At 61.3% G+C, this 19,080-nt stretch carries 17 protein-coding genes and 1 riboswitch; of the genes, 12 read left to right on the top strand and 5 right to left on the bottom strand.

All coding sequences use genetic code 11. The features are described from left to right. Positions 1-12: 12 nt before the first annotated feature. Together AC1D2Q_RS07395 and AC1D2Q_RS07400 are read right to left on the bottom strand one after the other, a co-directional pair. The gene (locus tag AC1D2Q_RS07395; protein ID WP_428633182.1) at positions 13-1,401 is read right to left on the bottom strand and encodes a sensor histidine kinase; all 1,389 of its coding nucleotides are present in this window, start codon (positions 1,399-1,401) and stop codon (positions 13-15) included. Further along, positions 1,394-2,065, bottom strand: coding sequence for a response regulator (locus tag AC1D2Q_RS07400; RefSeq protein WP_007941432.1), 672 nt, complete (start codon positions 2,063-2,065; stop codon positions 1,394-1,396). Before AC1D2Q_RS07400 ends, AC1D2Q_RS07395 begins: the two co-directional genes overlap by 8 nt. Before the next feature lie 235 nt (positions 2,066-2,300). Here AC1D2Q_RS07400 and AC1D2Q_RS07405 point away from each other — a divergent pair, with 235 nt between their 5' ends. The 5 genes from AC1D2Q_RS07405 to AC1D2Q_RS07425 are packed head-to-tail and all read left to right on the top strand — an operon-like array spanning position 2,301 to position 7,676. After that, positions 2,301-3,593, top strand: a complete 1,293-nt coding sequence (locus AC1D2Q_RS07405) for an OprD family porin (RefSeq protein WP_477812772.1) — start codon at positions 2,301-2,303, stop codon at positions 3,591-3,593. Positions 3,594-3,632: 39 nt separating this feature from the next. Then, positions 3,633-4,610 carry a Bug family tripartite tricarboxylate transporter substrate binding protein gene (locus tag AC1D2Q_RS07410; RefSeq protein ID WP_477812773.1) on the top strand — a complete coding sequence of 326 codons (978 nt, stop codon included), beginning with the start codon at positions 3,633-3,635 and terminating at the stop codon, positions 4,608-4,610. A gap of 58 nt (positions 4,611-4,668) precedes the next feature. After that, positions 4,669-5,127, top strand: a complete 459-nt coding sequence (locus AC1D2Q_RS07415) for a tripartite tricarboxylate transporter TctB family protein (protein WP_477812774.1) — start codon at positions 4,669-4,671, stop codon at positions 5,125-5,127. Between the two features lies 1 nt (position 5,128). Then, entirely contained in the window at positions 5,129-6,643 is a 1,515-nt protein-coding gene (locus tag AC1D2Q_RS07420) for a tripartite tricarboxylate transporter permease (RefSeq protein WP_477812775.1), read from the top strand. Continuing rightward, positions 6,636-7,676 carry an AbrB family transcriptional regulator gene (locus AC1D2Q_RS07425; RefSeq protein ID WP_477812776.1) on the top strand — a complete coding sequence of 347 codons (1,041 nt, stop codon included), beginning with the start codon at positions 6,636-6,638 and terminating at the stop codon, positions 7,674-7,676. The genes AC1D2Q_RS07420 and AC1D2Q_RS07425 overlap by 8 nt, the downstream gene beginning before the upstream one ends. A gap of 23 nt (positions 7,677-7,699) precedes the next feature. Here AC1D2Q_RS07425 and ung read toward each other — a convergent pair whose 3' ends face one another. Next, a complete protein-coding gene (gene ung / locus AC1D2Q_RS07430) occupies positions 7,700-8,392 on the bottom strand; it encodes a uracil-DNA glycosylase (protein ID WP_477812777.1) in 693 nt (230 codons plus the stop codon). A gap of 132 nt (positions 8,393-8,524) precedes the next feature. Between ung and AC1D2Q_RS07435 the strand changes: the two genes are divergently transcribed. Beyond that, the gene (locus tag AC1D2Q_RS07435) at positions 8,525-9,637 is read left to right on the top strand and encodes an enoyl-CoA hydratase/isomerase family protein (protein WP_477812778.1); all 1,113 of its coding nucleotides are present in this window, start codon (positions 8,525-8,527) and stop codon (positions 9,635-9,637) included. A 50-nt stretch (positions 9,638-9,687) separates the two neighbouring features. On the opposite strand, the gene AC1D2Q_RS07440 is transcribed toward AC1D2Q_RS07435, so the two are convergent. Both AC1D2Q_RS07440 and AC1D2Q_RS07445 read right to left on the bottom strand, forming a co-directional pair. Beyond that, the gene (locus tag AC1D2Q_RS07440) at positions 9,688-10,131 is read right to left on the bottom strand and encodes a hypothetical protein (RefSeq protein ID WP_477812779.1); all 444 of its coding nucleotides are present in this window, start codon (positions 10,129-10,131) and stop codon (positions 9,688-9,690) included. A 212-nt stretch (positions 10,132-10,343) separates the two neighbouring features. Continuing rightward, on the bottom strand, positions 10,344-10,580 hold the full coding sequence (locus tag AC1D2Q_RS07445; RefSeq protein WP_477812780.1) for a hypothetical protein: 237 nt from the start codon (positions 10,578-10,580) through the stop codon (positions 10,344-10,346). A 280-nt stretch (positions 10,581-10,860) separates the two neighbouring features. Then, a riboswitch (guanidine-I (ykkC/yxkD leader) is annotated at positions 10,861-10,961 on the top strand. Positions 10,962-11,023: 62 nt separating this feature from the next. Here AC1D2Q_RS07445 and AC1D2Q_RS07450 point away from each other — a divergent pair. The 6 genes from AC1D2Q_RS07450 to uca all read left to right on the top strand — a co-directional run bounded on the left by AC1D2Q_RS07450 (position 11,024) and on the right by uca (position 19,055). Beyond that, complete coding sequence (locus AC1D2Q_RS07450; RefSeq protein ID WP_477812781.1) at positions 11,024-12,091, top strand: putative urea ABC transporter substrate-binding protein; 1,068 nt, start codon at positions 11,024-11,026, stop codon at positions 12,089-12,091. A 17-nt stretch (positions 12,092-12,108) separates the two neighbouring features. Continuing rightward, the gene (locus AC1D2Q_RS07455) at positions 12,109-12,924 is read left to right on the top strand and encodes an ABC transporter permease (protein ID WP_105348143.1); all 816 of its coding nucleotides are present in this window, start codon (positions 12,109-12,111) and stop codon (positions 12,922-12,924) included. 19 nt (positions 12,925-12,943) lie between these two features. Then, positions 12,944-13,732, top strand: a complete 789-nt coding sequence (locus AC1D2Q_RS07460; RefSeq protein WP_477812782.1) for an ABC transporter ATP-binding protein — start codon at positions 12,944-12,946, stop codon at positions 13,730-13,732. A 12-nt stretch (positions 13,733-13,744) separates the two neighbouring features. Next, positions 13,745-14,470 carry an urea amidolyase associated protein UAAP1 gene (locus AC1D2Q_RS07465; protein ID WP_477812783.1) on the top strand — a complete coding sequence of 242 codons (726 nt, stop codon included), beginning with the start codon at positions 13,745-13,747 and terminating at the stop codon, positions 14,468-14,470. An 11-nt stretch (positions 14,471-14,481) separates the two neighbouring features. Further along, positions 14,482-15,123 (top strand): urea amidolyase associated protein UAAP2, encoded by a 642-nt coding sequence (locus AC1D2Q_RS07470; RefSeq protein WP_105348135.1) that lies wholly within the window; start codon positions 14,482-14,484, stop codon positions 15,121-15,123. A gap of 215 nt (positions 15,124-15,338) precedes the next feature. Next, a complete protein-coding gene (gene uca, locus AC1D2Q_RS07475) occupies positions 15,339-19,055 on the top strand; it encodes an urea carboxylase (protein ID WP_477812784.1) in 3,717 nt (1,238 codons plus the stop codon). The last annotated feature ends 25 nt before the right edge of the window (positions 19,056-19,080 follow it).

The following is a 19,080-nucleotide window of genomic DNA, read 5'->3' on the forward strand; positions in this document are numbered from 1 at the left end:
CAGGTGTGTTGCTCACTCCCCCGCAATAAAACTCACCCGCACCTTCAACCCTGCCAGCTCGCCATCGTGCAGGCTGATCTGCGCCAGGTGGGCGCGGCAGATCTCGCCGACAATCGCCAGCCCCAATCCCGATCCAGCCACCTGCTGGTTGCGCCGGTAAAAACGCTCGAATACCCGTTCCCGCTCTTCAAGGGGAATTCCCGGACCATCGTCCTCGACCTCCAGCACCGCCGGTGCCGTGACCCGCAGAATCACATTGCCGCCCGGTGGCGTGTGGGCCAGTGCGTTGTCCACCAGATTGCTCAACAGTTCGTTCAACAGCGTCGGCTCACCACGCATCCACACCGGCTCGTCAGCTTCCAGCGCCAGTGCCACGCCACGTGCATGGGCCAGCGGCGCCATGGCCATGCCCAGTTCACGGGCCAACTGACTGAGGTCGAGCAACTGCGCACCGCCCTCGGCTATGGCCCGGGCGCCATTCTCGACCCGTGCCAGCGAGAGCAATTGATTGGCCAGATGGGTCAGGCGGTCCGTGCCCTGGGCGGCAGTTTCCAGGGTGCTGCGCCAGATTTCGGGTTCATTCGAGCGCAAGCCCAGTTCGAGTCGTGCCTTGAGCGCCGCCAGCGGCGTACGCAGTTCATGGGCGGCATCGGCGATGAACTGCGCCTGGCGCTCGAACTGCCCGCGCAAACGCTCGGTAAAGTGATTGAGCGCGCGCACCAGCGGCCCCAGCTCGTGCTGCACCTCCACCAGTGGCAAGGGGCGCAAGTCATCGGGTTGACGCTCTTCCACCGCGGTACGCAAGCGCTCCAGTGGACGAAGCGCCGCACTGACCGCAAACCACACCAGCAACAACGCACCGATCGCCAGCATGCCCAGCCGCAACAAGGTGTCGGCCATCAGGCTGCGCGCCATGCGGACCCGCGCCTCATCGGTTTCCGCCACGCGGATTTCCGCCATGCCGTTCATGTTCGGTTCGCTGACCGCTTTGAGCAGGCTGACCACCCGCACGTTCTGCCCTTGATAAGTGGCATTGTAGAAACGCGCCAGCGCCGGATAGTCATCGGTGCGCGGCGTTCCCGGTGGCGGTGCCGGCAGGTTTTCGTAGCCCGAAATCAGCTTCTGATTGATGTCGTTGACCAGATAAAAAATCCGCCCGGCGCTGTCGTAGGCGAACGTGTCGAGGGCCACGTAAGGCACGTTGGCGCTGAGGCTGCCGTCGCGCTGGGACAGGCCGGCGGCGATGGTCCGGGCCGAGGCCAGCAAGGTCCGGTCATACGCGGTGTCGGCGGCTTCACGACCATTCCAGTACGCGCTCAAACCACTGGCGAGCATCAACACCACCAGCAGCAGCGCGAGGTTCCACAGCAACCGCCAACGCAGGCTGCTGAGCTTATGCATCGCGGCTTTCCAGCAAATAGCCAAGGCCACGGAAGGTCACGATGGCGACCGGTTGGCCGTCGAGTTTTTTGCGCAAGCGGTGGACGTAGATCTCGATCGCATCGGGACTGGCCTCCTCGTCCAGGCCGAAGACCTGAGCCGCCAATTGCTCCTTGCTCATCACCCGGCCGGGACGGGCGATCAGGGCTTCGAGCACTGCCTGCTCGCGGGAGGTCAGGGTCAGCAATTCTTCGCCGAGGGTGAAGCGCCGGGTGTCCAGATCATAGGCCAGCACGCCACAGCGCTGCTGGCGTTCACCGCCGAGCACACTGCGGCGCAGCAAGGCTTTGACCCGGGCTTCGAGCTCGGTCAGTTCGAAAGGTTTGGCCAGGTAATCGTCGGCGCCGAGGTTCAGGCCATGGACCCGGTCCTTGACGTCACTGCGGGCGGTCAACATCAGCACCGGCAGGTTCTTGCCCCGGGCCCGCAAGCGCGCCAGCACTTCGAAACCATCCATGCGCGGCAGGCCAACATCGAGGATCGCCATGGCGTATTCCTCGCTGCTCAAGGCCAGGTCGGCCGCCACACCGTCGTGCAGCACATCCACGGTCAGCCCGGTGCTCTTGAGCGCCTGGGCGACACTTTCGGCAAGCTGCAGATGGTCTTCGACGAGCAGAACACGCATGGATCTTTACCTCATTCAGGGATGGTCGACGCCATTCTTTGGCGCGGAGTTTACAGCCGCATCCGCCGCTGTGAAGCCCGAAAACCGTGAAAGTCAGCTGAAAGGTTAGCGAAAGGTAAGCCGGTTAGAGTCCAACCACGGACAGTTTCGACTGCCGTGGTTACTGCCACATAGCGATACGAAAAACGCCCCGAAGCGTTTTCGCCAATAAGAACAATAAACGGAGTACGTCACCATGCTGTCCACGCAGCCTCAGGTTTCCCTGCCTGCTCGCTTTTCCCGTCTCAGCCACACCGCCCTTGTCAGTGCCGCCGCCCTCGCCGGCTTTTCGCCGTTGAGCCAGGCTGCCTTCTTCGAAGACAGTAAGGCAACCTTCGAAACCCGCAACATGTATTTCAACCGCGACTTTCGTGACGGCACCAGCGCCCAGCAATCCAAGCGGGACGAATGGGCCCAAGGGTTCATGCTCAATCTGCAATCGGGTTACACCGACGGCACCGTGGGGTTCGGTGTCGATGCACTGGGCATGCTGGGGGTAAAACTCGATTCGAGTCCGGATCGCACCGGCACCGGCCTGCTGCCGACCCATGACGACGGGCGCGCGGCGAATGAGTATTCCAAGCTCGGCCTGACCGGCAAAGTGAAAATCTCCGCCACGGAACTGAAAATCGGCAGCCTGATTCCAGAACTGCCGATCCTCAAGCCCAACGACGGCCGCATTCTGCCGCAGACCTTTGAAGGCGGGATGCTGACCTCCAAAGAGATCAAGAACCTGACCTTCACCGGCGGGCGTCTGGAGAAAGCCAAGGACCGCGACAGCACCGACTTCGAAGACATCGCCCTTAACAACAAGAACAGCCGCTTCGCCGGCACCGTCGCCAGCAAGCATTTTGACTTTGGCGGCGTGGACTACAAGTTCACCGACAAGATCACCGGCAGCTACCACTTCGCTCAACTCGATGAAGTCTACAACCAGCACTTCCTCGGTGTTGTCGCTTCGCAACCGGTCGGCCCCGGCACTTTCGGTACCGACCTGCGACTTGCCATCAGTGACGACGAAGGCGCGGCCCGTGGCGGCAAGATCGACAACAAATCCCTGAACGGGCTGGTGAGCTACGCCTTGAACGGGCATAAACTCAGCGCCGGCTATCAGCACATGTCCGGCGACAGTGCCTTCCCCTACGTCGATGGCAGCGATCCGTACCTGGTCAACTTCGTGCAAATCAACGACTTTGCCGGCGCCGAAGAACACTCCTGGCAGGCACGTTACGACTACGACTTCGCCAAACTTGGCATTCCCGGCCTGAGCTTCATGAGCCGTTACGTGAGCGGTGACAACATCAAGCTCAAGAACGGTGACGAAGGCAAAGAGTGGGAACGCAACACCGAGATCAAATACGTCGTACAAAGTGGCGCCCTGAAGGACGTTGCCGTACGCCTGCGCAATGCCACCTACCGTTCCAACTACTCCGCTCGCGATGCCGATGAAGTGCGTCTGCTGGTGAGCTATAGCGTTGCCCTTTGGTAATTCAGTACGTCCATAACAAAAACTCTTAAGGAGACTTGAATGAACCTATCACTGCGTAAAGTTGCTCTGGCCACCGGCATCATGCTGTTCGCCGGCCAATTACTGGCCGAACCCAAACGCCCGGAATGCATCGCCCCGGCCTCGCCGGGCGGCGGTTTCGACCTCACCTGCAAACTGGCGCAAAGCGCGCTGGTCAACGAAAAACTGCTGACCAAACCGATGCGCGTGACCTACATGCCCGGCGGTGTCGGCGCGGTGGCGTACAACGCGGTGGTCGCACAGCGCCCGGCCGATGCCGGTACGCTGGTGGCCTGGTCCAGCGGCTCGCTGCTGAACCTGGCCCAAGGCAAATTCGGGCGTTTCGATGAAAGCGCGGTGCGCTGGCTGGCCGCCGTTGGCACCAGTTATGGCGCCATCGCGGTGAAAAGCGATTCGCCTTACAAGACCCTGGACGATCTGGTCAAAGCCCTGAAGAAAGACCCAAGCTCCGTGGTGATCGGTTCCGGCGGCACCGTCGGCAGCCAGGACTGGATGCAGACCGCCCTGATCGCCAAGGCGGCCGGGATCAACCCGCGCGACCTGCGTTACGTCGCCCTCGAAGGCGGCGGTGAAATCGCCACCGCCCTGCTCGGCGGCCATATCCAGGTCGGCAGCACCGACATCTCCGACTCCATGCCACACATCCAGAGCGGCGACATGCGTCTGCTGGCGGTGTTCTCCGAAAAGCGCCTGGACGAGCCGGAAATGAAAGACATTCCGACCGCTAAAGAGCAAGGCTACGACATCGTCTGGCCGGTGGTTCGCGGCTTCTACCTCGGGCCAAAAGTCAGCGACGAAGACTACGCCTGGTGGAAAAACGCCTTCGACAAACTGCTGGCCTCCGAGGATTTCGCCAAGCTGCGCGATCAGCGTGAACTGTTCCCGTTCGCCATGACCGGCCCGGAGCTCGACACCTACGTGAAGAAGCAGGTCGCGGACTACAAAGTGCTGGCCAAAGAGTTCGGCCTGATCCAGTGATCGCCTCTGTCTAGCGGCTGCGGCCCCGGTTCTCGGGGTCGTGGCCCAGGAGTTCCCCATGCTCATACAACGCATTTTTGCTTCGGCGCTGTTGCTAGCCTGTGTCGGTCTGGCGCTGATGGCGTGGCCGTATCAAGCGGCTTTTTCCTACGAACCAGTCGGGCCTCGCGCCTTCCCCCTGCTGATGCTCGGCCTGATGGGCCTGGCTTTGCTGTACATGGTGTTTCGGCCGGCGCCGATCGTGCACAGCGAAGACGACCCGAAACTGGACCGCGAAACCCTGATCAAGATCGGCATCTGCGTGGCGCTGTTGCTGGTGTTCGCCGGGGCCTTCGAACCCCTTGGTTTCATCGTCGCCAGCATTCTGATCGGGGTCCCGATGGCACGCCTGTATGGCGGCCGCTGGCTGCCCAGCGCGGTGATCATCAGCCTGATGGCCATCGGTCTTTATCTGCTGTTCGACAAGTTGATGGACGTGCCACTGCCGTTGGGCGTGCTCGGCGTTCTGGAGAACTGATATGGATACTCTTGGCTATTTGAGTCAGGGCTTCGGCGTCGCGCTGAGCCCGTACAACCTGGTGACCGCACTGTGCGGCACCTTGATCGGGACCGTCGTCGGGCTGTTGCCGGGGCTGGGGCCAATCAACGGCGTGGCGTTGCTGATTCCCATCGCATTCGCCCTCGGCCTGCCACCGGAGTCGGCGTTGATCCTGCTGGCGGCGGTGTACCTGGGTTGCGAATACGGCGGCCGGATCAGCTCCATCCTGCTGAACATTCCGGGCGAAGCCTCCACCGTCATGACCACCCTCGACGGTTACCCGATGGCCCGCAAGGGTCTGGCGGGTGTAGCGCTGTCGCTGTCGGCGTGGAGTTCGTTCATCGGTGCATTCATCGCGACTTGCGGCATGGTGCTGTTCGCCCCGCTGCTGGCGAAATGGGCGATTGCCTTCGGACCAGCGGAATATTTCGTGCTGATGGTGTTTGCGATTGTCTGTCTCGGCGGCATGGCCGGTGATCGACCGCTCAAGACCTTCATTGCAGCGCTGATCGGTCTGTTTCTGTCGAGCGTCGGCATCGATGCCAACAGCGGCGTATACCGTTTCACCGGGGATAACATCCATCTGACAGACGGCATTCAGTTCGTCGTGCTGGTATTGGGCCTGTTCTCCATCAGCGAAATCCTCCTGCTGCTGGAAAAAACCCACCGTGGCCAGGAAGCGGTGAAAGCCACCGGGCGCATGATGTTCAACTTCAAGGAAGCTTCGGCGGTGTTCGTGGTGAACCTGCGTTGCGGTTTGCTGGGTTTCATCATGGGCGTGTTGCCGGGTGCCGGCGCGACGCTGGCCAGCGCGGTGGCCTACATGACCGAGAAACGTATCGCCGGTGCCAAGGGCACTTTCGGACAAGGCGACATGCGTGGCCTCGCGGCTCCGGAAACCGCCATCGGAGGCGCAGCCTGTGGTGCCTTGGTGCCGATGCTGACCCTTGGTGTTCCGGGTTCGGGGACCACGGCGGTGATGATCGGCGCATTGTCGCTGTACAACATCACCCCGGGTCCGCTGTTGTTCCAGCAACAACCGGACATCGTCTGGGGCCTGATTGCGTCGTTGTTCGTCGCCAACGTGATGCTGGTGATCCTCAACATCCCGATGATCCGCATCTTCACCCGCATCCTCGCCGTGCCGAACTGGGCACTGGTGCCAGTGATCGCGATCATCACCGGGATCGGCGTCTATGCCGTACACGCCACCACCTTCGACCTGTTCCTGATGATCGGCATCGGCATCTTCGGCTACATCCTGCGCAAGCTGGACTTCCCGTTGTCGCCGGTACTGCTGGGCTTCATCCTCGGTGGTCTGATGGAACAGAACCTGCGTCGCGCGCTGTCTATTTCCAACGGTGCACTGGAAATCCTCTGGTCGAGCCCGATCACCTTCGGTTGCTGGGTGCTGACTGCAATCATGTTGCTGATGCCGCTACTGCGCATCTGGCGCAAACGTTCGGTCGCCCGGCGCGCTATCGCCGATGTCTGATCGAACACCCTTCAAAGCCTGGTGGGGTACACCGCTGGTCGGTCTGCTGGGCGGTTACCTCGCCAGCCAGATCGGCTGGCCGCTACCGTGGATGGTCGGCTCGTTGCTGGCGATCATCCTGGTGCGCTGCCTGACCCCTTGGCAATTGGCGGAAATCCCTGGCGGTCGCAAGTGCGGCCAGTGGGTCGTCGGTATCGGCATCGGCCTGCACTTCACCCCGATGGTGATGGAGCAGGTGCTGAGCCACTTCGGTCTGATCTTCTTCGGCGCATTGGTCACCAGCCTGTCCGCGGTGGTCGGGGTCTGGTTGATGCGGCGTACCGGCGAAGATCGCGCCACGGCGTTCTTTTCCAGCATGCCCGGTGGCTCCGGGGAGATGGTCAACCTCGGCGCCCGCAACGGCGCGGTGCTCAGCCGTGTTGCCGCGGGGCAAAGCTTGCGGGTGCTGGTGGTGGTGCTGTGTGTGCCGGCGGCGTTCAAATATCTGTTGGGCGACGGTGCGCCGGTCTTGCATGCAGCGACCGTCAGTTGGTGGTGGCTGGCCCTTCTGTTCCCGGCCGGTGCCCTGGCCGCCTGGGTGTGGCAGCGTTTGCGTCAACCCAACCCGTGGCTGTTCGGGCCGTTGCTGGTGAGTGCGGCGGTGAGCATTGGTTGGGACCTGCACATTGGCCTGCCCAACGGTGGCAGTCAGATCGGCCAGTGGCTGATCGGCAGCGGGTTGGGCTGCCACTTCAATCGACAGTTCTTCCGGCGGGCGCCGTCCTTCATGGGCCGGACCTTGATCGGCACGGTGTTGACCATGTTGATCGCCACATTGGCGGCGCTGGGCTTGAGTGCCCTGACCCATCTGGATCTGCGTTCGCTGACGCTGGGCATGATGCCTGGCGGGATTGCCGAGATGAGTCTGACGGCTGAGACCCTGCAACTGTCGGTGCCGCTGGTGACGGCGATGCAGGTGATGCGGCTGTTGTTTGTGTTGTTTTTGGCGGAGCCGTTGTTCAGGTATTGGAACCGGGAGCCGGATTCTCCCTGATATGAGCCCCCTCGCCACAATCTTCAGACCGGCGGCAACCGCCACTCGATCGGCGTCTCGCCATTCTGTTCCAGAAACTTGTTCGTACGACTGAAATGCCCGCAGCCGAGGAAACCGCGATAGGCGGACAGCGGCGACGGGTGGACCGAGGTCAGCACCAGGTGTTTGGTGGCATCGATGAGTTTCTGCTTGCTCTGGGCGTGCGCGCCCCACAGCAGGAACACCAGATGTGGCTGGTGTTCGCTGACCACTTCGATAATCCGGTCGGTAAAATACTGCCAGCCCTTGCCCGCATGGGCGTTGGCGTTCGCCCGCTCCACGGTCATGGTGGTATTGAGCATCAACACGCCCTGTTCCGCCCAACTCTGCAGGTAGCCATGGTTGGGGATGTCGATGTTCAGGTCGCGCTTCAACTCCTTATAGATGTTCACCAGCGACGGCGGCGCCGGTACGCCCGGTTGCACCGAAAAGCACAGCCCATGGGCCTGGCCCGGACCGTGGTAAGGGTCCTGACCGAGGATGACCACCTTGACCTTGTCCAGCGGCGTGGAATTGAGCGCGTTGAAGATCAACGGTCCCGGCGGATAGATCTCCTTGCCCGCCGCGCGCTCCTGCTGCAGGAATGTGCGCAACTCTGCCATGTAAGGCTGGTCGAATTCGGCACGGAGGGCCTCCTTCCAGCTCGGTTCGAGTTTGATACGGTCGTCAGCAGTCATGGTTACATCCGGCAAAAACAATGGGGCGAACCCTAGGAAAGCTGACCATGCTTGTCAATTGATCTGACGCAGATCCGGCACTTTCCTATAGAGCGATCATACTGAACGCTCAAATTCCCGATCGAGGTCACGATGAATCTGCACTTCGAAGAACTCACCGGCACCGACGGCGCACGCATCGGCATCGCCAGCCTGGATGCCGAGAAGTCCCTCAACGCCCTCTCCTTGCCGATGATCAACGCCTTGCGCGATCAACTGGACGCCTGGGCCAAGGAACCACAGATTGTTTGTGTGCTGCTACGCGGCAATGGCGACAAGGCCTTTTGCGCCGGCGGTGAAGTGCGCAGCCTGGTGGAAGCGTGTCGCGTCCATCCCGGGGAAGTACCGCCCTTGGCTGCGCACTTCTTCGCGGCAGAATATCGCCTCGACTTCAAGTTGCACACCTACCCGAAACCGTTGATCTGCTGGGGTCATGGTTACGTGTTGGGTGGCGGCATGGGGCTGCTGCAAGGGGCGGGCATTCGGGTTGTCACGCCGAGCAGCCGATTGGCGATGCCGGAGATCAGTATCGGTTTGTACCCGGACGTCGGCGCCAGTTGGTTTCTGTCGCGACTGCCCGGCAAGCTCGGGTTGTTTCTCGGCCTGACCGGCGCCCGGATGAACGGTCGTGATGCAATCGATCTGGACCTGGCCGATCGCTTCTTGCTCGATGAGCAACAGCAGGATCTGATCGAAGGCTTGCTGCAATTGAACTGGCAGGAACAGACCGCCATGCAGCTCAACAGCCTGCTCAAGGCCTTGCAACAAGAAGCGCTCGTAAAAATGCCCGAAGCGCAGTGGCTGCCACGACGCCAGCAGATCGACGAGTTGCTGGATGTCAGCGACGTTCGTTGTGCCTGGAAGGCCATCAGTGCACTGCGCGTTCATAAAGACCCGCTGCTCAGTCGTGCGGCCTGCACCATGATCGAAGGCTCGCCCCTGACCGCTCATCTGGTGTGGGAACAGATCGCCCGCGCCCGGCACCTGTCGCTGGCTCAAGTCTTTCAGATGGAATACACCATGAGCCTCAATTGCTGCCGTCATCCGGAATTCAGCGAGGGCGTGCGTGCGCGGTTGATCGACAAGGACCAGAAACCTCACTGGCACTGGCCGGATATCAATACGGTGCCGGAAGCTGCGGTGGAAGCGCATTTTCACAAGGTCTGGGAAGGTCGGCATCCGTTGGCGGATCTGTCGGAATACTGAAATCCAGGCACAAAAAAGCGGCGCTTCATGCGCCGCTTTTTATTGAGGAGTTAGCGACGGCCGCCTCGGCCATCGTTATCGCCATGATCGCCTCTTCCGCCATGGTGATCCCGTCCACTGTGGCCCCGAGAATCGTCGCTCCAATTGCCGCGACTACGACCATCCCAACCGTCGCGACGACCATCCCAACCACCGCGGTCATGACGGTCCCATCCACGATTCTGGTTGCCGCGGTAGTCGTAATAGCGCGGTGCCGGTTGATAAACCCGCGGCTGGTAGTAATAACGCGGCGATGGCTGGTAATACCGTGCAGGCGGCGAGTAATACCTGCGCGGAGCTGGGTAGTAACCCCCGTCGGAGTAATACGGTGCCGGGGACGTGTAGACCTCGGAACGGTAGTAGCTGTCGCCATCGGAATAGGGCACGCACGCACCAAGAAACAATCCCGATAGAACAATCAGCAGAATATGGCGGAGCTGTTTTCGACAGAGCATGGCGGCCTCCTGGACCGCGAGTGAGCCACACCAGCGACGCTGGCAGGCGACAGTCAATTGTTCGGCGACTGTCGAAAGATAAGACCGTGAAATCGGGATCTGGTGCGTTTCTGTAACACGCCGAAACAAGTAGCCGATGAAAGGTTTTTCATCCCGGCCAACATAAAACGGCGCCTCCATCAGCCGGACGCGCCGTTGTACTCATGAGCCGGTTAACGATGCCCGCGACCGTAATCCCCGTGGTAATGGCGAGGCCCACTGAAATAGTAGTAACGATAACCCCCGTAAAAGCGTGGGCCGCCGTAGTAGTAAGGTGAGTAGTAATAGCCGGGGTAGTAATAAGGTGCCGGATAAACATCGGCGCCCCCTACATAGTAGTAACACCCGGACAGACCCAAACCAAAAAACACACTGAGCAGTATTTGGCGGAGCTTTTTCTGACAGAACATGGAGGCCTCCTGAAAGACCTGCAACGGCAGTCGAGCCACACCTGTTTTGACTTTAAAACCGGCACCGAGTGCCAGTGCGCGGCGACCGTCAGATCAGCGGCTAGCCGTCCTTCTACGGTGCATATCCATACGCAGCGCACCATGACAAGGCAAAGCACCCTGTCCCGTTGATCTCTCCTTCCCTTCCATACCCCAGCCAGAGCGCTCCAGCCAACTTGGCACGGCTCTCGCTTAAGCAAAAGCGTGCAGGAGTCATCACAGGTTCGCGGCACCAAAATTTGCAATGGCTGACTAGGGTTCCGGCTCGCTTAGGCGAGTGACTGGTCCGAGAGTTGGCGACCTCCAGTTGAGGTTACACGGCGGGACAAAAGCCCGGGAGACAAGCCACCGTTCGCGGTGCTGCTGCCTTCCTGTCCGCCCTTGATCAACTGGAGAACCATCCCATGTCCCGACTTCGTTTACCCGTCCTGTTCGCCGCTGCTTTTGCAGCCCTCGTGAGCGTCTCGTCCCAGGCCGCACAGAAAGACCATTTCAGCGTTTGCTGGACGATCTATGCCGGCTGGATGCCCTGGGAATATGCCGGCAGCCAGGGCATCGTCGACAAATGGGCGAAAAAGTACGGCATCAAAATCGATGTGGTGCAGCTCAACGACTACGTCGAATCGATCAACCAATACACCGCCGGCCAGTTCGACGGCTGCACCATGACCAACATGGATGCGCTGACCATTCCGGCGGCCGGTGGCGTCGACAGCACGGCGCTGATCGTCAGCGATTTCTCCAACGGCAACGACGGCATCGTGCTCAAAGGCGAAGACAAGCAAGTCGCTGACCTCAAGGGCATGGACGTCAATCTGGTGGAACTCTCGGTGTCCCACTACCTGTTGGCCCGTGCTCTGGATTCGGTGGATCTCACCGAGAAAGACCTGAAAGTGGTCAACACCTCCGACGCCGACATCTCGGCCGCGTTCAACACCGAACAAGTCAATGCCGTCACCACCTGGAACCCGATGCTGTCGGACATCAAGGCCAGGCCCGGCGTGACCGAAGTGTTCAACTCCAGCCAGATCCCCGGCGAAATCATGGACATGATGGTGGTCAACAGCGCCACCCTCAAAGACAACCCGGCCCTGGGTAAAGCCCTGACCGGCGCCTGGTTCGAAGTGGTCGAGTTGATGAATGCGAAAAACGCCGCCAGCCAAGTCGCGCTCGAACACATGGCCAAAGCCTCGGGCACCAACCTGGCCGGTTTCCAGGCGCAACTGGACACCACCAAACTGTTCGCCACGCCCAAAGAAGCCCTGGCGTTCTCCACCAGCAAGCAGCTGCCGGAAACGATGCGCAAGGTGGCCGAGTTTTCCTTCCAGCACGGCTTGCTGGGTGAAGTCGCCAAAGACACCAGCGCGGTCGGCATGGCGTTCGCCAATGGTGTGACCAGCGGCGACAAGGCCAACCTCAAGCTGCGCTTCGATCCGAGCTTCGTACAGATGGCAGCCGACTCCACGTTGTAACAACGGAGGACTAGGCCATGCGCCTGATCAATCGCCACCCGGATCGCCCCAGTCGCCTGCTGTTGGTGATCCTGCCATTCGCCCTGGTGCTGTTCGCCTACTTCATGGGCTCGGCCGAACGGCTGATGGATAACCCCAACGACAAACTGCTGCCCAGTGCCGTGCAGATGACCGACGCGGTGAAACGCCTGGCATTCACCGCCGACACCCGCACCGGTGATTACCTGCTCTGGCAAGACAGTGCCGCCAGCCTGCGACGGTTGGCCATCGGCCTCGGCATCAGTGCCTTGGCCGGGTTGTGCCTGGGCATCGCCGCCGGGATCCTGCCGCTGTTCGGCACACCGTTGTCGCCGGTGCTCACGGTGCTGTCGATGGTGCCGCCGCTGGCGATCCTGCCGATTCTGTTCATCGTGTTCGGGTTGGGGGAGTTGTCGAAAGTGATGCTGATCGTGATCGGCATCACCCCGTGCCTGGCCCGTGATCTGGAACAGCGCGCCCGGGAAATTCCGGTCGAACTGCTGATCAAGGCGCAGACGCTTGGCGCCTCGACCTGGACCTTGATGCTGCGTGTGGTGCTGCCGCAATTGCTGCCACGCCTGCTGATCTCGTTACGGTTGATGCTCGGCTCGGCATGGTTGTTTTTGATCGCCGCCGAAGCCATCGCCTCCACCGACGGTTTGGGTTACCGGATCTTCCTCGTGCGCCGCTACCTGGCGATGGACGTGATTCTGCCCTACGTGGTGTGGATCACCCTGCTCGCCTGGCTGATGGACTGGGGCCTCAAGCGCCTGACCCAACGGGCCTTTCCCTGGCACCAAGGTGCCTCCAAATGAGTTATGAAGGGGCGCGGGCATGAGCTTCATCACAGTGAAAAACGTCTGGCAGCAATACGCCGACCAAGTGGTGCTCGAAGGGCTGAACCTGAACGTCAACGAGGGCGAATTCTGCACTCTGGTCGGCGCCTCGGGTTGCGGCAAATCGACCTTCCTGCGGCTATTGCTCGGCCAGGAGCGCGCCAGTCGCGGCGAGATTCTGTTGGACGGTCAGGCACTGGCTGGCGAACCGGATTCGAGCCGTGGTGTGGTGTTCCAGCGCTACTCGGTGTTCCCGCACCTGAGCGTGCTGGACAACGTCGCCCTCGGCCTCGAACTGCCGCGTTCGCCCCTGCTCGGGCGGTTGTTTGGCCATGCAAAAAAAGACGCTCGGGAACAGGCGTCGGTGTTGCTGCACAAAGTCGGTCTCGGCCATTCGCTGGACAAGTACCCGGCGCAGCTCTCAGGTGGCATGCAGCAACGATTGGCAATTGCCCAGGCGCTGATCATGAAACCCCGGGTGTTGCTGCTCGACGAACCCTTCGGCGCCCTCGATCCGGGCATCCGCAAGGACATGCACGGCCTGCTGCTGGAGCTGTGGCGCGAGACGCAACTGACAGTGTTCATGGTCACCCATGATTTGTCCGAAGGTTTCAGCCTCGGCACCCGATTGCTGGTGTTCGACAAGGTCCGCGTCGATCCGCACGCCCCCAGCGCCTATGGCGCACGCATCACCTACGACATCCCTTTGAACAGCGACCGCCGCGCCAACCGTGCCGCCGTCGACACCCTGCCGGCTCAGTTGGCAGGGTCGCTACGTATCGCTTAGAGGCATTTACACATGACTGATTCGACCCAACTGTTTCCGCCCTTCGCCGAAGAACTGCTCCCCGGCGGCGGCCATCGTTCATTCGTCCTGAAACGCAGCCAACTGCTGCGCCTGACCGACCTGCGCGGCGGGGCCAACGTCAGCCTGACGCTGCTCAACGCCGATGAAAAAACCGAGCGCCTGAACCTGCCCGACAGCCTCAAATGCCAACACACCGCCAAGCTCACCAGCGGCCATTGCCTGTACTCGGACATGGGCCGGGTGCTGGCGGCGATTACTGCCGATACCTGCGGTTGGAGCGACAGCCTCGGTGGCGTGCTGTGCGCTGAAGAAGTCGCACAAAAATATGGCCAGGGCCGCTATCAGGAACTGCGCAACGGCTTCTTCCGCAACGGCACCGACAACTTGCTGGTGGAACTGGGCAAGTGGGGGCTGGGCCTGTCCGATCTGCTGATGACGCTCAATCTGTTCAGCCGTGTGAACGTCGATGAGGCTGGTCGTTTCCACTTCGTCGAAGGCAACTCCAAGGCCGGTGACTACATCGAGTTGTACGCACCAATGAACACTCTGGTGGTGCTCACCGCGCTGCAACACCCGATGGATCCATCGCCGGAATACGCACCGAAACCGCTGAAGCTCAGCTGGATGAACGCCAACGCCGGTGTCACCAAACACTGCCGCACCTCGCGCCCGGAAAACGAGCGCGGCTTCATCAACACCGACCGTCTGTTCGCCTGAGGATCGCTGCCATGTCACTCGCTATCGCTACTGTTCACAAGCAACCAGAAGCCGCGGTCTACCGCGCCACCATCCCCGCCGGTGAACCCTGGCTGATGGAGGTCAAGGCCGGCCAGACCTTGCGCATCCTCGACCTGGAAGGCAATCAGGCGGTCGACACGCTGTTCTACAGCCTGGCCAATCCCAAGGAGCGCTATGACGTGCAGCGCACGTTGCGTCGGCAGAACAGCGTCTACCTGAGCACCGGCAGCGTGCTCTATTCCAACCTTGGCAAGCCAATGCTGACCATCGTCGAAGACACCTGCGGGCGTCACGACACCCTCGGCGGTGCCTGCGCGCAAGAGAGCAACACCGTGCGTTACGCGCTGGAGAAACGCTACATGCACAGCTGTCGCGACAACTACCTGCGCGCTTGTGCCCACGACGGTCGACTGGGCAAGGGTGACATCGGGCCGAACATCAATTTCTTCATGAATGTGCCGGTGACGGCCGACGGCGGGCTGACGTTCGAAGACGGGATTTCAGCACCGGGCAAATACGTCGACCTGCGCGCCGAGATGGACGTGATCGTGCTGATCTCCAACTGCCCGCAACTGAACAACCCGTGCAACGCCTACAACCCAACGCCTGCGGAGCTATTGGTATGGAACTGAAACTCGCGCGTTTGCGTCGGTGGTTGTTTGCCTTGTGTCAGGCCCGCTCCGGTCAGTGCCTCAAAAAGTTAAAACACCAATAAACCCTGTGGGAGCGGCGGTTTCAAATTTAGTGATTCTGCCGTCGGGGACGACCCCGGCGCTCATCGAAAAACTGCGGGACGGCCCGCATCCCAGGTCGAGGCTGATGCGCTATCGCCTCCAGGGGTTATGCCATGTTCGAAAAAGTCCTCATCGCCAACCGTGGCGCCATTGCCTGCCGCATCCTGCGTACCCTGCGAGAGTTGCAGGTCAAGGGCGTCGCGGTTTACTCCGAAGCCGACGCCGCCAGCCTGCATATCCTGCACGCCGATGAAGCCCACAGCCTGGGCGAAGGCGCAGCAGCCGGTACTTACCTGGCCGTGGACAAAATCCTCGCCATCGCCAAAGCCACCGGTGCCACGGCGATCCATCCCGGCTACGGATTCCTCTCGGAAAACGCCGCGTTCGCCGAGGCCTGCGAAGCGGCCGACATCGCCTTCATCGGCCCGACACCCGAGCAACTGCGCGTGTTTGGCCTCAAACACACCGCCCGCGCCCTGGCCAAACAACACGGCGTGCCTATGCTCGAAGGCACCGAGCTGCTCGACAGCCTCGACGCAGCATTGATCGCCGGCGAACAGGTCGGCTACCCGGTGATGCTCAAAAGCACCGCCGGCGGTGGAGGCATCGGCATGCGCGTATGCCGCAGCGCCGCCGAATTGGGCGAATCCTTCGAAGCGGTCAAACGCCTCGGGCAGAACAACTTCAGCGACGCCGGTGTGTTCATCGAAAAGTACATCCAGCGCGCGCGACATCTGGAAGTGCAGGTGTTCGGCGACGGCCAGGGCGAGGTGATTGCCCTTGGCGTGCGCGACTGCTCGGTGCAGCGGCGCAACCAGAAAGTCCTCGAAGAAACCCCGGCCCCCAACCTGCCCGACGGCATGGCCGAAGCGCTCTGCCTTGCTGCGATCAAACTCGCCAAGGCAGTGAATTACCGCAGTGCCGGTACCGTGGAATTCGTCTTCGACAGTGACGCCCAGCGTTTCTATTTTCTGGAAGTGAACACCCGCTTGCAGGTAGAACACGGCGTCACCGAGCAAGTGTGGGGCGTGGACCTGGTGCGCTGGATGGTGGAACTGGCGGCCGGAGATTTACCGCCATTGAACGCATTGAGCCAAGGCTTGAAAGCCGACGGCCATGCAATTCAGGCAAGGCTCTATGCCGAAGATCCGGGGCGGGATTTTCAACCGAGTCCCGGTCTGCTGACGGCGGTAAATTTCCCCGTCGCCGATGGCAAACACCTGCGTATCGACACTTGGGTCGAGGCCGGTTGCGAGATCCCTCCGTACTTCGACCCGATGATCGCCAAGCTCATTCGCTGGGCGCCGACTCGCGAAGAAGCCCGCGTCGATCTGCATCAGGCTCTAGGCGACAGCCTGCTGTACGGGGTGGAAACCAACCGCGATTACCTGCGACAGATTCTGCTCGATACGCCCTTTGCCAGCGGCCAGCCGTGGACCCGTTGCCTGGAAGGCCTGGTCTATCAAGCCAACACCTTTGAAGTGCTCAGCGCCGGTACCCAGACCAGCGTTCAGGATTATCCGGGGCGTCTCGGGTACTGGGCGGTCGGCGTGCCGCCGTCGGGGCCGATGGACAGTCGCACATTGCGCTTGGGTAATCTTTTACTGGGTAACGACGAAGGTGCAGCGGCGCTGGAAATCACCATGACCGGGCCGATGTTGCGCTTCAATTGTGATGCGGTGGTGGCGGTGACCGGTGCGCAGATTCCATTGACGCTGAACGGTGAAGCGGCGCCGATGAACACCGCGTTGTTGGTTCCGGCCGGTGCCACATTGCATCTCGGCACGATCGCCGGTGCAGGCGCTCGCAGCTATCTGTGCCTGCGCGGCGGCCTGCAAGTGCCGGATTATCTGGGCAGCAAAAGTACCTTCACACTGGGGCAGTTCGGTGGGCACGGCGGCCGTGCATTGCGTGCCGGTGACGTGTTGCATGTGCCAGCCTTGATCAACCGTAGCGCGGGCGTTCAATTGCCTGAAGAACGGGTCACCGAATTACCGGCCGTGCGGCAAATCCGGGTGATCTACGGCCCCCACGGCGCACCGGAATACTTCACCGAACACTACATCGGCACGTTCTTCGCGACCCAGTGGGAAGTGCATTTCAACTCCAGCCGCACCGGTGTGCGGCTGATCGGGCCGAAGCCGGAATGGGTGCGGGCCGATGGGGGTGAAGCCGGGTTGCATCCGTCGAATATTCACGACAATCCGTACGCCATTGGCGCGGTGGATTTCACCGGCGATATGCCGGTGATCCTCGGCCCCGATGGCCCGAGCCTCGGTGGGTTTGTCTGCCCGGTGACGGTGATCGAAGCGGATCTTTGGCAGCTCGGGCAACTGAAGGCTGGCGACAAGGTGCAGTTTTTGCCGGTCGATCTGAAAACCGCTCGCTCTCTGGCAATGCAGAACCATTGTGGCGAGGGGGCTTGTCGGAACGCCGCATCGCCCCGTTCGACTGCGAAGCAGTCGCCAATCAGTCAACTCGATACATCTGATGCCGCGCGATTGCAGGTATTGGGGGCGCTTCGCGACCCAACGGGGGCAAGCCCCCTCGCCACAGGTAATGTGTTCCCACAGGGGGTTGTGTCGCCTGTGGTGCTGGATATCGGGCAGGACGATACGCGGCTGGTTGCACGCCTTTCGGGCGACACACATTTGCTGCTGGAAATCGGCGCACCGGAACTGGACCTGGTCCTGCGCTTCCGCGCCCACGCGCTGATGCAGGCATTGGAAAGCAAACACCTGCAGGGTGTGATCGACCTGACGCCGGGCATCCGTTCGCTGCAAGTGCATTACCAACCGGAGCAACTGCCGCTCGCCGATCTGCTGGGCATTGTCGCCGGTGAGTGGGACGCCGTGTGCGCCGCCCAAGACTTGCAGGTCCCCTCGCGTATCGTCCACCTGCCGCTGTCCTGGGATGACCCGGCCTGCCAGTTGGCCATCGAGAAATACATGACCACCGTGCGCAAGGACGCCCCATGGTGCCCGAGCAATCTGGAGTTCATCCGGCGCATCAACGACCTGCCGAACCTCGACGAAGTGCAGCGCACGGTGTTCGACGCCAGCTATCTGGTGATGGGGCTGGGTGATGTCTACCTCGGCGCTCCGGTCGCCACCCCGCTCGACCCTCGGCATCGCCTGGTCACCACCAAATATAACCCGGCCCGCACCTGGACCGCGGAAAACTCGGTGGGCATCGGTGGCGCTTACATGTGCGTGTACGGCATGGAAGGCCCCGGTGGTTATCAATTCGTCGGCCGGACTTTGCAGATGTGGAACCGCCATCGCGAGGTCGCTGCGTTCGACGGCAAGCCGTGGCTGCTGCGGTTCTTCGACCAGATCCGGTTCTACCCGGTAAGCGCCGATGAACTGCTGCGCATTCGACGGGATTTTCCGCTCGGGCGCTTCGCCCTGAACATCGAGCACAGTCAGTTGAACCTGGCGGATTACCAGGCGTTTCTGGCGAAAGAAGCCAACAGCATTGCGGCGTTCCGCGATCAGCAAAAAGGCGCGTTCAACGCCGAACGTGAACGCTGGATCGCCAGCGGCCAGGCGCATTTCGACAGTGAAGAACCGGCGCCGCAAGTGGCCGAAGAGGCGCTGTTGGCCGACGGTCAGCAGAGCATCGACAGCCACATCGCCGGCAACCTCTGGCAGGTTCAGGTGGAGGTCGGCAGCCAAGTGGTCGCGGGTGATGTGCTGGTGATTCTGGAGTCGATGAAGATGGAAATCCCGCTGCTCGCGCCCATGGCCGGTGTGGTGCGGGAGATTCGCGTGCAACCGGGCTCGGCAGTGCGCGCCGGACAGCGCGTCGTGGTGCTGGAACTCGACTGAAGCCATTTCAACAAGGATCTGAACC

It is taken from the genome of Pseudomonas sp. P1_A1 (genome assembly GCF_056406935.1).

Excerpts from the sequence above, each read along its gene's own strand:
- ung (WP_477812777.1), bottom strand. The coding sequence starts at position 8,392 with ATGACTGCTGACGACCGTATCAAACTCGAACCGAGCTGGAAGGAGGCC.
- AC1D2Q_RS07445 (WP_477812780.1), bottom strand. The coding sequence starts at position 10,580 with ATGTTCTGTCAGAAAAAGCTCCGCCAAATACTGCTCAGTGTGTTTTTT.
- AC1D2Q_RS07420 (WP_477812775.1), top strand. The coding sequence starts at position 5,129 with ATGGATACTCTTGGCTATTTGAGTCAGGGCTTCGGCGTCGCGCTGAGC.
- AC1D2Q_RS07455 (WP_105348143.1), top strand. The coding sequence starts at position 12,109 with ATGCGCCTGATCAATCGCCACCCGGATCGCCCCAGTCGCCTGCTGTTG.
- AC1D2Q_RS07410 (WP_477812773.1), top strand. The coding sequence starts at position 3,633 with ATGAACCTATCACTGCGTAAAGTTGCTCTGGCCACCGGCATCATGCTG.
- AC1D2Q_RS07435 (WP_477812778.1), top strand. The coding sequence starts at position 8,525 with ATGAATCTGCACTTCGAAGAACTCACCGGCACCGACGGCGCACGCATC.
- AC1D2Q_RS07395 (WP_428633182.1), bottom strand. The coding sequence starts at position 1,401 with ATGCATAAGCTCAGCAGCCTGCGTTGGCGGTTGCTGTGGAACCTCGCG.
- AC1D2Q_RS07460 (WP_477812782.1), top strand. The coding sequence starts at position 12,944 with ATGAGCTTCATCACAGTGAAAAACGTCTGGCAGCAATACGCCGACCAA.
- AC1D2Q_RS07425 (WP_477812776.1), top strand. The coding sequence starts at position 6,636 with ATGTCTGATCGAACACCCTTCAAAGCCTGGTGGGGTACACCGCTGGTC.
- uca (WP_477812784.1), top strand. The coding sequence starts at position 15,339 with ATGTTCGAAAAAGTCCTCATCGCCAACCGTGGCGCCATTGCCTGCCGC.
- AC1D2Q_RS07405 (WP_477812772.1), top strand. The coding sequence starts at position 2,301 with ATGCTGTCCACGCAGCCTCAGGTTTCCCTGCCTGCTCGCTTTTCCCGT.
- AC1D2Q_RS07450 (WP_477812781.1), top strand. The coding sequence starts at position 11,024 with ATGTCCCGACTTCGTTTACCCGTCCTGTTCGCCGCTGCTTTTGCAGCC.
- AC1D2Q_RS07415 (WP_477812774.1), top strand. The coding sequence starts at position 4,669 with ATGCTCATACAACGCATTTTTGCTTCGGCGCTGTTGCTAGCCTGTGTC.
- AC1D2Q_RS07440 (WP_477812779.1), bottom strand. The coding sequence starts at position 10,131 with ATGCTCTGTCGAAAACAGCTCCGCCATATTCTGCTGATTGTTCTATCG.
- AC1D2Q_RS07400 (WP_007941432.1), bottom strand. The coding sequence starts at position 2,065 with ATGCGTGTTCTGCTCGTCGAAGACCATCTGCAGCTTGCCGAAAGTGTC.
- AC1D2Q_RS07465 (WP_477812783.1), top strand. The coding sequence starts at position 13,745 with ATGACTGATTCGACCCAACTGTTTCCGCCCTTCGCCGAAGAACTGCTC.
- AC1D2Q_RS07470 (WP_105348135.1), top strand. The coding sequence starts at position 14,482 with ATGTCACTCGCTATCGCTACTGTTCACAAGCAACCAGAAGCCGCGGTC.